The sequence below is a fragment of the Clostridium sp. genome, assembly GCF_040797585.1.
Lineage (GTDB): Bacteria > Bacillota > Clostridia > Clostridiales > Clostridiaceae > Clostridium_Z.
Genome location: NZ_JBFNEO010000044.1, coordinates 1 through 16,138, shown reverse-complemented (window position 1 = coordinate 16,138; position 16,138 = coordinate 1). Strand labels below are relative to the sequence as shown.

The 16,138-nt window shown below is 29.3% G+C and carries 12 protein-coding genes and 1 pseudogene; 4 read left to right on the top strand and 9 right to left on the bottom strand.

The annotated features are described in order from the left end of the window. The 4 genes from AB2369_RS04765 to AB2369_RS04750 form a co-directional block, all read right to left on the bottom strand. Nucleotides 1–586 (bottom strand): hypothetical protein (locus AB2369_RS04765; protein ID WP_367665335.1); only part of this gene is annotated, 586 nt, incomplete at its 3' end. A 2-nt stretch (nt 587–588) separates the two neighbouring features. Continuing rightward, nucleotides 589–1,707 (bottom strand): DUF58 domain-containing protein, encoded by a 1,119-nt coding sequence (locus AB2369_RS04760; protein WP_367665334.1) that lies wholly within the window; start codon nt 1,705–1,707, stop codon nt 589–591. Between the two features lie 12 nt (nt 1,708–1,719). Further along, nucleotides 1,720–2,685 (bottom strand): AAA family ATPase, encoded by a 966-nt coding sequence (locus AB2369_RS04755; RefSeq protein ID WP_367665333.1) that lies wholly within the window; start codon nt 2,683–2,685, stop codon nt 1,720–1,722. Nucleotides 2,686–3,013: 328 nt separating this feature from the next. After that, on the bottom strand, nt 3,014–3,865 hold the full coding sequence (locus tag AB2369_RS04750) for a YitT family protein (protein ID WP_367665332.1): 852 nt from the start codon (nt 3,863–3,865) through the stop codon (nt 3,014–3,016). 807 nt (nt 3,866–4,672) lie between these two features. Between AB2369_RS04750 and AB2369_RS04745 the strand changes: the two genes are divergently transcribed. Further along, nucleotides 4,673–7,270: an FAD-dependent oxidoreductase gene (locus AB2369_RS04745; RefSeq protein ID WP_367665331.1), complete on the top strand. Its 2,598-nt coding sequence runs from the start codon at nt 4,673–4,675 to the stop codon at nt 7,268–7,270. Between the two features lie 84 nt (nt 7,271–7,354). On the opposite strand, the pseudogene brnQ reads toward AB2369_RS04745, so the two are convergent. Beyond that, nucleotides 7,355–8,620: pseudogene (gene brnQ / locus AB2369_RS04740) on the bottom strand (branched-chain amino acid transport system II carrier protein); the annotation flags it as partial. 313 nt (nt 8,621–8,933) lie between these two features. Between brnQ and AB2369_RS04735 the strand changes: the two are divergent. Next, a complete protein-coding gene (locus tag AB2369_RS04735) occupies nt 8,934–9,266 on the top strand; it encodes a single-stranded DNA-binding protein (RefSeq protein ID WP_367665330.1) in 333 nt (110 codons plus the stop codon). A gap of 659 nt (nt 9,267–9,925) precedes the next feature. On the opposite strand, the gene galE is transcribed toward AB2369_RS04735, so the two are convergent. The 4 genes from galE to AB2369_RS04715 form a co-directional block, all read right to left on the bottom strand. Next, nucleotides 9,926–10,912: a UDP-glucose 4-epimerase GalE gene (galE, locus tag AB2369_RS04730; protein ID WP_367665329.1), complete on the bottom strand. Its 987-nt coding sequence runs from the start codon at nt 10,910–10,912 to the stop codon at nt 9,926–9,928. Between the two features lie 12 nt (nt 10,913–10,924). Beyond that, entirely contained in the window at nt 10,925–11,617 is a 693-nt protein-coding gene (locus AB2369_RS04725) for a sugar phosphate nucleotidyltransferase (protein ID WP_367665328.1), read from the bottom strand. A gap of 220 nt (nt 11,618–11,837) precedes the next feature. Next, complete coding sequence (locus AB2369_RS04720; protein ID WP_367665327.1) at nt 11,838–12,809, bottom strand: DMT family transporter; 972 nt, start codon at nt 12,807–12,809, stop codon at nt 11,838–11,840. Between the two features lie 143 nt (nt 12,810–12,952). Then, on the bottom strand, nt 12,953–14,809 hold the full coding sequence (locus tag AB2369_RS04715) for a phosphotransferase (protein ID WP_367665336.1): 1,857 nt from the start codon (nt 14,807–14,809) through the stop codon (nt 12,953–12,955). A 474-nt stretch (nt 14,810–15,283) separates the two neighbouring features. On the opposite strand from AB2369_RS04715, the gene AB2369_RS04710 reads away from it, so the two are divergent. Together AB2369_RS04710 and AB2369_RS04705 are read left to right on the top strand one after the other, a co-directional pair. Further along, nucleotides 15,284–15,607, top strand: a complete 324-nt coding sequence (locus AB2369_RS04710; RefSeq protein WP_367665326.1) for an FHA domain-containing protein — start codon at nt 15,284–15,286, stop codon at nt 15,605–15,607. Nucleotides 15,608–15,720: 113 nt separating this feature from the next. Beyond that, nucleotides 15,721–16,138, top strand: a 418-nt coding sequence (locus AB2369_RS04705; protein WP_367665325.1) for a triple tyrosine motif-containing protein, incomplete at its 3' end; no start/stop codon positions are given.

Genomic DNA, 16,138 nt, shown 5'->3' with positions numbered 1-16,138 from the left:
AGATAACCATACTTCCTAATAATAATCCTAGATTAAATTTTTCATCTTTAATATTATATACATTAAAAAATACTTTTCTACTGCTTCTAAGAAGACTTACATAGCTTATTATATAAATAATATATACCTTTCCTAGAATATTTTTATCATAACTTTCTAAAAACATATAGCTTACTATAAGACTAATTAATATGATACTAGTTTTAATCCCAAGTCTTCTATAATATTCATAATGCACAGCATTTTCATCTAGTGAAACATAAACTAATAAGTAAATACTTAAAAAAATAAATATTAAAGCCATGTAATTATCTGCTCTATTCCATTTATAAAAAAAGTAGCTATATATAAAACTTATGAAAAATATTACCGGCATATATTTTTTAGGACTTATATCTTTACTAGACAATACTTGTATAAGTATTCCAAGAGCTATTAATATTATAAGGTCCTTACCACTTAAATTCACTTTAAATAAAGGTGATAATATACTTATCTCTAAGGCAAACATAAAGGAAGCTATAAAAAAAGTATATAGTAGTTTTATCATTCTATAAGAATTCATATATTTACTTATAAATCTCACCTTTATCTTCCTCCCTTATAGCTTATAGTTTCTATAAATGGTAACTTAGGTATAGCTTCATCCTTTGATGTATCGATTATTTTTATAGTAAAGCCTAAAGAATTTATTTTACCTATTATACCTATACTCTCCTCATCTAAGAAGGCAGCTACTACTATATATATGGTATTTCTATCTAAAACCCTTAGGATACCTCTTAAATGCCTATGAAATTCTCCTCTAGATCTTATGTCTATTCTTGCTCCTATTTCAAGTAATGTAGAAAAATCATTAGTATAGGTAAATATTCTTATGTCTGATGCTTCATACATATTTATTATCTGAGAATTAGTAGAAATAGAAACTGGAACAGCATTCTTTATAAATGCTTTACCTAAAGCCATAATAAGTTCTATTCCTCTTTCTGTACAATCTGTATTTATAATGGACCAAAAGGGTGTTGTATTTTGGTTACTAAATATAAACATAACCTTTTTCTCTGAAGTAGTATCATATTCTTTTACCATAAGCTTATTCATTTTCATACTAGAATTCCAGTGGATATCTTTCATTCTATCTCCCATGGTATACTCTCTTATGCCTTTTACATATAACGGATCCCTATATATCCATCTCTTAACAACTTCCTCTCCTTGAAGGGAGTTATTATTAAGATTTAAGTCTTTCAAGTCTAATACCTTTGGATATACTACTATCTCTAAAAGGCTTGTTATGGCTCTATTATCCAGTGCGTATCCAAAATAATCACCTATGGATATATTCATATTTTTAAGAATATATACTCCTCTTTTACTTGCAACAGTCTTATAAGTCCTCTTAATTCTTTCATTTCCTGAGATACTATAACTACTATAATAAAAATGACTTTTATCCTTAAGTCTCTCATTAGTATATAACCTTTTAACCTCAGCACTATACTCCTCTTCTATAGTAATAAAGGATATAGGTATACTTTTCTTATTTTCTATAATAGTTGTAATCTCAAAAACTTCATTTATAAATACCTTTGACTTATTTATCTCTCTCTTTACCCTTAGATTATCAAAGCCACTTTCTACTACTTTCTTAGCTATGATACCCCCTAGAATCAATAGGACTACAAATGGTATATACGCCCCCATACTCACCACCACCTATATTTTTTCTAAAGGTAACTCTACAGTATTAAGAATTTCTTCAATAATTCCCTTTGCCCTGCTTGATTCTCCTCCTAAGCTAGACTTAAGTATTATTCTATGACTAAGTATAGGTATAGCCATAGCTTTTACATCCTCTGGAATTATATAATCTCTTCCATTTATAGCCGCATATACTTGTGATCCCTTCATAAGAGCAAGGCTGCCTCTTGGTGATGCTCCTAAATGTATATCTCTGTGATTTCTTGTAGATTCTATGATACTTAATATATACTCCTTTATACTATCTTTAACTTCAACATATATGTAATTTTCCTGTACATACTCCATTTCTTCTTTGGTGACTGCTCTTTGTAGCTCTTCTAAAGGATCTCCTTGAATAAATCTATCAAGTATTGCTTTTTCTTCTAAGAATTCTGGGTAACCAAGGGATAGCTTTAAGAAAAATCTATCTAGTTGAGCCTCTGGAAGAGGAAATGTTCCATATTGCTCCACTGGATTTTCTGTTGCCATAACAAAGAAAGGCTTTGATAATTTTATTGTATTTCCTTCTACAGTAACTTGTCTTTCTTCCATTGCCTCTAAAAGAGCGGATTGAGTTCTTGGAGTAGCTCTATTAATCTCATCTGCTAAAACAAACTCACTTAATAGAGGTCCTTTCTTAAACTGAAAATCTAAGTCCTTTTGATTATAAAAATATATACCTGTTAAATCTGACGGAAGTAAATCTGGGGTAAATTGTATCCTTTTGAAAGAACAATTTAAGGTAGCTGCAAAAGCTCTAGCAAGCTTTGTTTTTCCCGTTCCTGGGACATCCTCAAGAAGAACATGCCCTGAAGCTATAAATGCAACTATTATTTTATCTATTTTATCTTTTTTACCTATTATCACTTTTCCTACATTATTATGAATCTTATTTCTAAACTCAACAAATTTCTCTATATTTAAGTTCTCTCTTTTCATAATTTATATCTATATTAAAGCTTAGGTACTTTAAGAAAAAACTATATACCCTACATTAATATAGCTTGCCCCCTTTCATTTTATAGAATATTAAAATTTTTCAGTATATATGTATTCTACCACTTTTTTTATTAGTCTTCTATAGTATTTTACTTTATTATACAACTTTGTTGTTTATTCTCTCTATATAGAAAAAGACATAAATATATGTTAGAAAAGATTCTATTTTAGGATTAAATACTGACTGCTATTTAATCTTAGACTTTTCCTCTTACATATATTTATGTCCTTTATTATTTTTAAAACTATAGAATATTAATTTTCTTATCTATATAGATTTTGAAAAGAATCCGTTTCCCTTCATCTCTGAAACATCCATTATGGACATGAGAACTTTATTATCAATCTTTTCAACAAGACTCTTAGTTCTTGCAAGTTCCCTTATGGATACAACACAATAAAGAACCTTTGTATCCTCTCTTGTATATGCTCCTTCCCCATAGAACAGAGTAACTCCTCTTCCTATCTTAAGCATTATAGCCTCTGCAATCTCATCATGTTTATCACTTACAATAAACAGTGCCTTCTTTGCATCGAAGCCAACTATAACCTTATGTATTAATATAGATTTTATAAACATTAACATTAAGGTATATAGCGCTAATCTTAAATCCCCCATAATTGCTCCTAAGAATACAACTATAACATTTATGGTAAGATCTATTGTTGAAATATCTACCCCACTAGAATTCTTAAGTATGAATGCTATTATATCTGATCCTCCTTGAGAAGCTCTATTTCTAAATACTAATCCAACTCCAACACCATATAAAATTCCTCCAAACAAAGTAGATATAACTATATCATTTAATTGTATGTAATTACCTATATCCTTTGTTAAGATAAGAAATCCAGATAAGGCCATCATTCCTATAAAGCTAAAAGCTATAAACTCTTTATCTGCTTTTTTAAACCCTAATATAAATATAGGTATATTTATAAGCAATACTAAATATCCTGATTGAAACCCTGTGATATATTGAATTATAAGTGCTATTCCGGATACCCCTCCACTTAAAAGCTTATAAGGTACTACAAATCCATTTATAGATATGGAACATATAAAACTACCTAAAAGTACAAAAAAAACTCTAGTTAAAATCTCCCTATTAATCCTCATATACTTCTCCTTACATACCTTCTATACTACATCTTCTAATATCCAAATAATGCAGGGAATATAGTAGATGCTATGGTTATTATTATTGCAGAAATTACTCCACCTAAAGCAGTACATATAAATGATTTTTTAAAAATGCTGAGATCATAATATTTTTCTCCTTCATTTTACATAAATACTTAAATAATTATAATAATAAATTACAAGCCTATTTACGTAATCTTAAAAGAAAACTAGAAACTTCTTCTATATCTATATAAGAATTAGATAACCTCCTCTAGGGAACCATAATAAGATATTTATGAATAATTTAACTTTATATGCTAATTAAATTAGCATTTTAAAATCATTTGATCTTAGCTACTTAATTTTTGTAATTTATAATTTAAAATCAACAGTTAAAATTATTTTGAGATTCAACTATCATAAAAGGTTCTAATTTAACCTCTTTTAATAGTTAGCTCTTAAAATTAAAGATAAATCTCTTGATAAATAGATTATTTTAAAGTTCTACTTTAGTAAACTACGTCTAAACTTAATACTAATAATATATAAATCTTATCTTTAAAATATTTGGAATTAATTTATTGTTTTTATTTTAACAAAACTTATATTATCTAGTTGATTTTGAAATAATAATTGTATATAATGAATCTTGTAATAATAATTATTATTTAAAATGTATTATTGATAAATTTTAATATTAAATTAATGAAATTTTTCTTTTTAGATTTAAATTTCATAGGCGTGACAATTAACTAAATTACTAAAAAAAGTAAAGTTTTGTTTAATAGGAGGGATGTTTTTATGAAATCATTAGAAGTAAAAAAGGATATCCATTGGGTAGGAGCATTAGATCCAGACCTTAGAATTTTTGACATAATAATGTACACTCCATACGGAACAACCTACAATTCTTATGTAGTTAAAGGAAGCGAAAAAGTTGCAATATTTGAAACTGTTAAAGAACAATTTTTCTCTCAATATCTAGAAAGACTGAAATCTTTAGATGTAGATGTTACTAAAATTGACTACATTATAGTAGATCATACTGAGCCTGATCATGCCGGTTCTGTTGCTAAGCTTTTAGAACTTTCACCTAAAGCAAAGGTTATTGGTTCACTCGCTGCTATTAACTTTGTTAAAAAGATAGCTAATAAGGAATTTGAGTATATAACTGTTAATGATAATACTACTATAAGTCTAGGTAATAAGACCATGAAATTTATTTCAGCACCTTTCCTTCATTGGCCTGATTCAATCTATACTTATATTCCAGAGGATAAGGTTCTAATTACTTGTGACTCCTTCGGTTCACACTATTGTACTAATAATATCTTTAATGACGTAATTGAAAATAATGATCACTACATGGAAGCTTTAAGATATTACTATGACTGTATTTTCGGACCATTTAAGCCTTATGTTTTAAAGGCTATTGATAAGATAGAGGGCTTAGATATAGATATAATCTGTCCTGGACATGGACCTGTTCTTAGAGATGATCCATGGAAAACTGTAAATCTATATAAAAAGTGGAGTACTCCTAAGACTAAGGGAAAAAAAGCTAAAATAGTAGTCTCTTATGTATCAGCTTATGGATATACAAAAACTATGGCTGATGAAATAGTTAAAGGAATAAACTCCAAGGGTGATTATGATATAAATATGTACGATGTAATTCACCATGACATGAGCGAAATAGTAAATGATATAGCTGATTCTGATGGAGTATTATTTGGTTCCCCAACTATAAACTCTGATCTTCTTGAACCAGTTAGAGATGTTTTAACAAAACTCAACCCTATAGTTCATGGAAATAAAGTAGCTGGTGCCTTTGGTTCTTATGGTTGGAGTGGTGAAGCTATTCCTAATATGGAAAATAGACTTAAAGAGCTTAGAATGGATCTTTTACTTCCAAGCCTTAAGATAAACTTTAAACCATCAGAAACTGATTTAACTAAGGCATATAGATTTGGTGAATCCTTTGCTGAAAAGATTAATGAGAAAAGAAAGCCTAAGATTAACAACGGTAAAAAGAATAAAACTAAACTCTGGAAATGCGTAATTTGTGGAGAAATATTTGAGGGGAATGAGCCTCCAGAGACTTGCCCTGCTTGTGGTGCTTCTTCTGATGAATTTGTAGAGGTAAAAAGTGATGATACAGGATTTACTTCTTCTGAAACTACAAACTTTGTAATCCTTGGAAATGGAGCTGCTGGTCTTCAAGCTGCTACAGCTATAAGAAACAGAAACAAAAGTGCTTCTATTACCATGATTTCTAAAGAAGATGTGTCCACTTACTATAGACCTCAGCTTTCTGATTATATTGGAAAGGAATTTGATAATAATGGATTCTTCTTAAATTCAAAGGAATGGTTTAAGGAAAATAATATAATTGAGAAACTTGGAGTGACTGTAGAGAAAGTTGATAAAGATAATAACACCCTACTTCTTAATGATGGAAGTAAGATAAGTTATGATAAATTAATATTAGCTAATGGTAGCTATAACTTTATTCCAAATACTAAGGTTTCTGGTCTTTCAGAAGATTTTGTATTAGACTCTAAAAACTACCATAGCATTTCAGGGGTTTATACCCTAAAGTATCTTCAAGATGCTAAGATTCTTAAGGATGCTCTAAGTTCCACTAAAAAAGCTATAATTGTGGGTGGTGGACTATTAGGCCTTGAAGCTGCAGCTGAAATTGAAGCTCAAGGTATAGAAACTACTGTAGTAGAATTCTCCAATAGACTTCTTCCAAGACAACTTGATAGTGAAGGATCTAGATTATTTAAATCCATAGCTGATAATTCTTCTATAAACATTCTTCTTGGAACCTGTGTAGAAGAGATCATAACTGAAAATAATAAGGTTAAAGCTGTTAAGTTAACCACTGGAAATATCCTTGAAGCTGACTTAATTCTCTTCTCTGTTGGTATAAGACCTAATATAGATCTTGCCATAAGCTCTGGTATAGAATGCAATCGTGGAATAATTGTAAATGAAAAGATGGAAACAAATATTCCAAATATCTATGCCTCTGGAGATGTAGCTGAACTTTCAAATATAGTTTATGGTAACTGGCCTGCTGCCCTTGATATGGGTAAAGTTGCTGGAGCTAATGCTTGTGGAGATAATGTAGAGTTTAAAGGATTTGTGTCTTCTGTAATATTCAACGGATTAAATACAGAGATATTCTCTGCAGGAACTATAGACTTTGATGATGCTTCTTATGATACATTAATAATGAATAATAGTAAGACTTACAAGAAATTATTCTTTAAGGATAAGATCATTGTTGGTGGAATATTAATTGGTGATACTTCAAAAGCGGCTAAGATAATCATTGCTATGGAAAAGTTAAGCACTATGGAAGAGGTAATAAATAGCTGTCTTCTTTAAAATACTTTGGAATTATAAAAAGGCCTAAATATTGGATCATCCAATATTTAGGCCTTTTTTATAACTTATTTAAAATTTGTTTATTTAAACAATACTACTTTCAAAGGATTTTACTTCTTTTGAAAATAGAACAAAATTACACAATACATAGGTTATTATGGTTGGTAAGACCCATCCAAATCCTAAGTTTGATAAAGGAACTATATTATTTATACCAAATGGCTTAAATACGTCTATTAAGGCAAATATTATTGAAACATAAACCGAGTATTTAACAACCTTATCATTTTTAACAAATTTACTTCCTAATGTTAATGCAATTAATGTTATACAAACTGGATATAGTATTGATAAAAGTGGAGCTGCAAGTTCTACTATTTGATCTACTCCAAGAACACCAATTAAACCACTCATTATACTTACTACAAATACATTAACCTTATAAGGTAATTTCCCCTTAGATAATCCATCAAAATAAGTTGCTGCTGAACTTATAAGTGTCATAGCAGTTGTTAAACACGCAAGACCTATAGCAAGCCCTATAAGTGCAGTTCCAGCTCCACCAAGAAGTCCGTTAGATATCTTTAATAAAAGTTCTGTTTTAGCTATTTCGGGACTAAATGTACCACTTGCTGTATGTCCTACATAAACTAATCCTCCATAAACAATAGCAAGTCCAATAATGGCAACTATTCCTGACTTTATAGTTATTCTAGATATATCTTTCCCCTCATATCCTTTACTAACTACAGAACCTATTATTATAGATGAAAATATAAGTGCTGCTAGAACATCCATAGTTTGATATCCTTCAATTAGTGATGAAAAGAAAACTGAATCAATTGAAGGTGCTGTAGTCTCTCCTATTGGGGATAATATTCCTTTTGTTATTAAAATAAGTAGAACTATAAGTAATGCTGGAGTTAAATACTTTCCTATAGTATCCACTATCTTTGATGGTTTTAAAATTAGAGCTATATTAAGTCCAAAGAATATTATCATACCAACTACTGGAGACATAGAAGGTAAAAGTGGACTAAAAGATAGTTCATAGGTAGTAGCTGCAGTTCTAGGTATTGCAACAAGAGGCCCTATAGATATTATTAAAGCGCTTGTACAGATTACTGCAAACTTTTTACCTACCCTGGAGCTCATTTTCTCAAAGCTTCCCTTGCATTTTGTTGCTGCTAGTATACCAAGGAAAGGTATCCCCACCCCTGTAAGTATAAATCCTACAGCAGCAAAGGGAAATCCTGTACCTGATACTAAACCAAGATAAGTAGGAAATATAAGGTTACCGGCACCAAAAAACATTGCAAAAAGAGCAAAGCCAATAACAACACAATTCTTTAATTCATAAACACATCCCCTTTTATAGAAATATTAATCAAAACAAACTTTTCTGACAATTTCGTCAATAGTATATCTATAATAATATCATGGTACTTTTAATAAATCAATAAAAAACAATAATTAAATCTATATAAATGTTAATAAAATTACTGAAAAAGTTGAATCCTTTGTTAAATTAATGTCATTATTTTAAATATTTTCTTTAATGAACTATAGAAAAAAACTATATTTTAAAATTTTATGAATACTTTTCTTGGAATTGGATATACTCACAGATGTATTTCATGTACTATAATTTGGAGGTTGTTAAATGAATAAAATATTGTTGGTAGGAAGGCTAGTAAATAATCCCGAACTTAAAGTTATAAGTGATGAAAAAGTCATGGCTAGGTTTATATTAGCTGTAGAGAGAAATTACCGTGAAGCTAATGGAGAAAGAAAAGCTGATTTCATTCCTGTAACAGTATGGGGAAAAAGGGCTCATGTGGTAAAAGAATATATCTCAAAAGGAAATCTATTGACTATAAGTGGACGATTAAGAACTTCCACCTATGAAGATGATGAAGGAAATAGAAAATATAAATATGAAGTAGTTGCAGAAGATTTTAAGCTCTCAGATTTTAAACCTAAGAAAGAAGCTTAGAATTTTTCCATTGAAAATGTTTTCATTAAATTCATAAAGCAAAAATCTGATACTTGTTAAGAACTTATCAGATTTTTGCTTTTTATGCATTATTAATTTAACTATACTTAACTATATTTAATAAATTTACCATCCTCAAATATGGTATAAGTTATGAATTTTAATTTATCTTTTAGTACAACAGGTGAATTTATATTTAACTTTTTAAACTGATTAAATTCTATTACATATTAAATTATATTTCTACCATAATTGTTATGTATAGATAGCATATAAAACCCATTTATCTTATATAAATTTTAACAATACTTAGAATAACCGCATCATTTCTGATCCAAGATAAACTGTCATAGAGTCTATTTATTCCTACAGACTAGACTTAAAGAAGTTCTTTTACTATAAATATCTTCCTTAAAACCTCATATTATTATAAAAATATATTACTCTAAAAAAATAAACACTGTTAGTTTACTTAAATTTATCTAAACTAACAGTATTATTATAAAATGAATCTTATTTTAGATGGTGTTTTTTCAATCATCAAAAAGTTAGATGAGTTAATCTAGGGCGTAGCAACTGTTATCTCCCACCTTCTAAGAGGATGGGGGCTTACATATGCTAGCCATCAGATAAAATTCTACATTCTCAATAAAATTTTCTTACTTATTATATCCCTCTGGATGAGTAGAATGCCATTTCCATGCACTTTCTATTATAGTTTCTAATGAATTAAATTTAGGTTTCCAATTTAATTCATTAATAGCTTTCTCTGATGAGGCTATTAAAATTGCTGGATCTCCTGATCTTCTTCCTGAAATTTCAGCCTTTATCTCATCTCCAGTTACCTTTCTTGCAACTTCTACTACTTCTTTTACCGAAAATCCTTTTCCATTTCCTAAGTTGTATATCCTGCTTTCCTCTCCCCTCATTAGTCTATCAAGGGCTAAAAGATGAGCTGATGCAAGATCAGATACATGGATATAATCTCTTATACAAGTTCCATCTTCCGTATCATAATCATCACCATATATCATTATCTTTTCTCTCTTCTTAAGAGCAACTTGAAGAATTAAAGGAATTAAGTGAGTTTCTGTATTATGTGCTTCTCCTATATTTCCACTTTCATGAGCTCCCGCAGCATTAAAATACCTTAAAGCAGTGTATTTTATTCCGTAAGCACTATCACACCATTTTAATATTTTTTCAACACAAAGCTTAGAATCTCCATAAGCATTAGTTGGTAATGTTTTATCATCTTCAAGAATCGGCGTATTCTCCGGCTCTCCATAGGTTGCAGCTGTTGAAGAAAATACTATGTACTTAACTCCATGATCCTTCATAGCCTCAAGTAAAGATATAGTTCCATATATATTGTTATTAAAATACTTTAAAGGCTCACTCATACTTTCTCCAACTAGAGAATATGCAGCGAAGTCAATAACTGCTTCTATATTATTTTCTGTAAAAATCCTATCAAGTATCTTTCTATCCCTTAAATCTCCATCATAGACTTTTCCACCAATAACTGCTTCCTTGTGTCCAGTACAGAAGTTATCTAATACTACAACTTCACGGCCTGCTTCTAAAAGGTAAGCTACCATATGACTTCCTATATATCCGGCTCCTCCACATACTAAAATAGCCATTCATCCCACTCCTTATATTAATTTATTCTTTATTAGATTTTCTACCTTCCTTAAATCCTCTAAGGAATCTATTTCATAGGAATCCCTATCTTCTATCTTATGTATATAAACCTCTAAATCTTTTATATTGTCCTTAACTATGTCATCCCAATATAAATTAGAAAAGTCTTCTTCTTCTATAGATTTTTCTAGTTTTTCCCTTATTATTATACCATCTTTGTCACTCCAATAGGAAACTCCGCAAAGGATATACCCTTCATCATCTCCTACTTCTATATCATATATCCTATTATCCTCATTAAACTTAATTATCCATTCACCCTTAAAATCCTTCTTTAAAGCTGAAAAATATGTAGATTTATTAATATGTTTTTCAAAAAAATTTCTATGAAGATAAACATCTGCATCTATTACATAGGCATCGCTTAAATAATCTCTAACTAAATACATAGTATATATATTATTATAAATATTATACTTAGGATTATGTACAAGGCTAACACCATACTTATCCTTTAAATAATGAAACTTCTCTTCTAAATATCCTGTAAGAATTACTATATCTTCTACTCCTATTTCCCTTAAATACTCTATTTGCTTTTCTATCATTGGTTTTCCATTAACCTTAATTAATGACTTAGGTGTTTCTAAAGTCAAAGGTCTAAGTCTTGTTCCCATTCCAGCTGCTAACAATATAGCTCTCATCTTATCTCTCCTTAAAACATATTATCTTTAAATTATATCATATTGATATTGGGGACGGTTAACAACTTTATTGACTTTTCTATTGATTTATAACTGTAGAGACAGTTAACAATTTTATTTACTCTCTAAAAATTTAGACTTTATTTTAGGGACGGTTAACAACTTTTTATACAATTCCATTAATCTATTGTATAAAAAGTTGTTAACCGTCCCCATTTTATTAAGCTTCTAGATTAAGCATAGCTTTTGGATTTCCTGCCACAAGAATAGTTCCACTTAATATTATCAAACTTCCTAATACAAATTGAGGAGTTACAGGTTGCTTTAAAAATACTATTTGTATTAAGATTGCCCACATGGCATAAGTTATATTTAATGCTGTACTTCTAGCAGCTCCTATTATATTTATAGCTGAATAATAGAATAAATAGGATATGCTCCCTACTAGGGCTGTAATAGCTAAATATACTATTGAAAAATTAGAAAAAACACTTCTTGTTACTTCATGTCCTCCTATTAATGGAAGTATTATTACTCCATAAAATATAGCTGATGTTAGCTGCCTTATATTTAAAGCTTGTTCTGAAGTAACGTCTTCTTTCATTCCATAAGCACAAATTACACTTTCAAGTCCCCATCCAAGAACTGTTCCTAAAGCACAAATAAGTCCTAAGGCAAAGCCTGCCTTCATTGATATGTTTCCTGCTGATGTATATCCTATTAAAATTACCCCTATAACGCTTAAACTTATCCCCATCCAAACTCTCTTTTCAAGCTTTTCCTTTAAAAATAAGAATGCAAAGAATGCTCCTGCAGCTGGATAAATAGAAGTTATACTAGCAGCATAAGCTGGTCCAATATATTTAACACTTAGAGTATAGCAAGTCATTCCAACTGGTCCTCCAAGTAATGCTCCTAACACTATGAAAAGTCCACTTTTAGTTCTTAAAGCCCTTATAACATTTTTAAAATCTCCTCTTACTATTTGAAATAATGTAATCCAAATTGCTGAAAAAGCATCATGTAAAAATGTACTAACAAAAGGAGCAAAAACAATTGCCTTTTCAGTATCTATAAATGGTGATTTAGCTAATATAATTCCAAGTAAAACCGTATCTATTCCCCAGGTAATACCTGAAAATAAAGCTGAAGATATTCCTAATCTTACATCCTTTATATTTGAAGCCTTCATAATATAAATCCTCCTCAAATTCTATTAACCTTAAATAGTTTTTAATAAAGCCTGTTCATAAAAATTAACATTACAACATATATACCATATGACACATCTATACTATAATTAAGTTCATACTCTTAACTGGCTTTAAAATACTTTTATTCCATGCCCTCTAGTATCTTTAAGTTTTCCTTTGCCCTATTATATCTATCTATACCATAGGTTCCAAAGTCATCTCCTTTGGCTTCCTTTAAGTTTGTCCATATACTCCATAGGAAATCTTGGAATATCTTATGTATCAATATTCTTTTTCTTATATTCTTATCAGGACTAAATCCGAAATAAATATTTAAAAATAGCTCCTCGTCATCCTCTGAAAAGTTACATTCAATAGAGTGAGCTGCTAAATCCCACATAGGATCATTCATTCCACTGTACTCCCAATCTATTAAATACATCCTTCCCTCTCCACTTTTAACAAAGTTTTCAGGAACAGTGTCATTGTGACATGCAACTTCCTCTACCTTTAGGTCATTAAGTATATCTTTAAGACCTATTACCTGCTCCCTAATCTCATCATAATCACTAAAGTTTTTTCCCTTTGCATTTATTAATAACTTCTCATAAAGCTCTATCTTTCCTATAATATCAAAAGAATTATTTAGTTTTAGGTTAGAATTATGAAGAGTCTTTAAAAGCTCTGTAGTCATCCTCATATTTTTTTCTTTTTTAGCTGAGGTTCCTGTTAAAGTTTCTGCATCTTTTATGAATTCACTTATCTTTATACCTGTATCCTCACTAAAATATAGGAGTTTTGTATCTAAGTTAAGACTACATCCTACTTCTGAGTTTCTCTTCTCATCCTTTCTATTTATCATCTCTTCTGTTCCTGATCCTGGTACCCTAAGTATATAGGCTTTATCTTTTATATTTACTTTATAATTCTTATTAGTCATTCCTCCCGCTGGAATTATATTTCCTATATGCCTCTCATCTATATTTAATGCTTCTACTATATATTCTCTAAGTTTTAAGGTTCTTACCTCTAATTCTTTTCTTTTAATTCTTGGGAATATATAATTCACCATCTTATTATAATGATCTTTATTATCTATCTCTCCCCACACTAAATCATCTATCTTGGTATATCCTATATCATAATGTCTTCCAATATCTAAAAGACAGTACTCATAATTTAAATATGGATTCTCATTATATCTTTCATATTCATTAATCATCTTATTAAAAGCATCCTGAGATAGTCTAGTTATTCCTATAACTTCCCCATTAATTTTATTAAAGGTGTGCTTATCCTTAGAAATCTTATATAAAAATCCATTTCTTGTCTCTACAAAGGCTTCATCTCCTGATCCACTTTCGTTGGTTATAAGTATACAGTCTCTATTATCATTAGCTATTACTTCCTTAATAGCCCTCTCTTCGAAAACTAAATCATTTTCTATAAGTATAAAATCCCCATTTATATATTTCTTAGCTAAGGCTAAAGATTCCATAGTTCCTGTCCACTTATATTTTCTATTCCTTACAATCTTTAATCCTCTTTCCTTAGCTAATTCTTCATACATTTCATATTCATATCCAGCCACTATGATTACATCCTCTATACCATTATCCTTTAGTATATTTAATATTCTATCTATAACCCTAGTGTCTTGAATCTTTAAAAATCCTGATGGAAATCCAAATTCTTTTCTCTCACCTGCACCTAATATAACTGCTTGATTTACCTTAGCTGAAGTATTTTCATTAAGTCTTATCCTTACATCATCATACTCTTTAAGATTTTCTTCTAATAATCTTATTCCCTTATCAGTAACATTGTAGTTAAATTTTCTTCCTCTCTTTACAGTAACAATGTACTCATCATTAAGAAGATTCTTTAAAATACCATTTACTTTTCCTAAGGATATATTTAATTTTTGTGATATGTCTCTCTGACTAAGATTTTTATTTAAATTTAATAGCTGTAATATTCTTAGAATTCTTTCCATGATAATCCTCCATAATTTTTATAGTTCATATTATGAACTATATATTTTCAAAAAAAATTATTAATGTATCCTAACTCTTTATTTCAAATCAATTTAACTTCTCAAATTAAAGATATATATGGTTTTAATATATACATAGTGAGAAATCCTTTAATATTCACTGTTTTATCAATGTATATTTTTCATATTAGATGAGGAACCCTATACTATCTTCCAAGTTAATCTCTAAATATAATGTAAGTCATAGTAACTTGAGATTTAGTTGTAATACATCTATAGAGATTCTAATTCAAAGTCTACAATTTTAAAGAGTATACTACATTTGTTCATAATATGAACTTATACAATACATTATAATTAATTAGTCTTTAATGGTCAATAAATATAATTAAATATTTCTTAAATCTATATTTAAAAATCATTTTAAGCATTATAATATAAATAATATGAAAATTTTTATGGGAGGTTTATGTATTTATGGATACTAATGGGTTCCAAAGATTGATTTTATTTAATATAAAGGATAAAGTAACAATAAAAATTCCTCCTCTTGGTGGAATCATAGGAAGATCTGGAGATATTGAACCTTCATATTTCGAAAAAAACTCTTATATAAGCAGAAAACATGCTAAATTAACCTATATGAGAGGTGGCTATCTTATAGAGGATCTTGGAAGCTCTAATGGCACAAAGGTAAACGGGCTTAAACTTTATAAAAATACTAGTGTCCACATTAAAGGTGGGGATACTATTACTTTAGCTGATATAGAATTTGAAGTAAAATATCACTTTAAGTATTAAAATATTGTATTTTATATAAACATTTTAAAATTAATTACTATATATATCATTTATATGGTATTATTTACACTGTAGTACTTTTATAGATATATTTATATAAGGAGGAAAAGACAGTGTCGCAAAAGTTCAAACATATAAGTACTTTAACACTTATTTTTATTTTATTTTCAGTTCCTATTTTAAATAAAGATGTTATATCTAATGCATCAACATCTAACTATACTTCTAATAGAAGTAAGATTGAGTATTCTGTTAATGGATTTACTAAGGCTAAGCTTAATTCTGTAGAATTTAGTAAGCCAAGCCCTCTTACTAAGGGAGATACATTAACCGTTAAAGCTACCTCTTCTAGTTCTAACCCTCTATATAGATTTTGGGTTCTTGAAGATGGTGCTTGGAAGCTTTTAAAAGACTATACTAAGGAAAATACTTTTACTTGGACTCCTTCTAAGGCAGGTTCTTATAGAGTATTTGTCGATGTTAAGGATGCTAACTCTCCTTTCCAATATGATGATGCTAAGGAAGTTCAGT

Bases quoted from the DNA above. Each gene is read 5' to 3' on its own strand.
- AB2369_RS04760 (WP_367665334.1), bottom strand. From the start codon at position 1,707: ATGGGGGCGTATATACCATTTGTAGTCCTATTGATTCTAGGGGGTATC.
- AB2369_RS04755 (WP_367665333.1), bottom strand. From the start codon at position 2,685: ATGAAAAGAGAGAACTTAAATATAGAGAAATTTGTTGAGTTTAGAAAT.
- AB2369_RS04750 (WP_367665332.1), bottom strand. From the start codon at position 3,865: ATGAGGATTAATAGGGAGATTTTAACTAGAGTTTTTTTTGTACTTTTA.
- AB2369_RS04745 (WP_367665331.1), top strand. From the start codon at position 4,673: ATGAAATCATTAGAAGTAAAAAAGGATATCCATTGGGTAGGAGCATTA.
- AB2369_RS04735 (WP_367665330.1), top strand. From the start codon at position 8,934: ATGAATAAAATATTGTTGGTAGGAAGGCTAGTAAATAATCCCGAACTT.
- galE (WP_367665329.1), bottom strand. From the start codon at position 10,912: ATGGCTATTTTAGTATGTGGAGGAGCCGGATATATAGGAAGTCATATG.
- AB2369_RS04725 (WP_367665328.1), bottom strand. From the start codon at position 11,617: ATGAGAGCTATATTGTTAGCAGCTGGAATGGGAACAAGACTTAGACCT.
- AB2369_RS04720 (WP_367665327.1), bottom strand. From the start codon at position 12,809: ATGAAGGCTTCAAATATAAAGGATGTAAGATTAGGAATATCTTCAGCT.
- AB2369_RS04710 (WP_367665326.1), top strand. From the start codon at position 15,284: ATGGATACTAATGGGTTCCAAAGATTGATTTTATTTAATATAAAGGAT.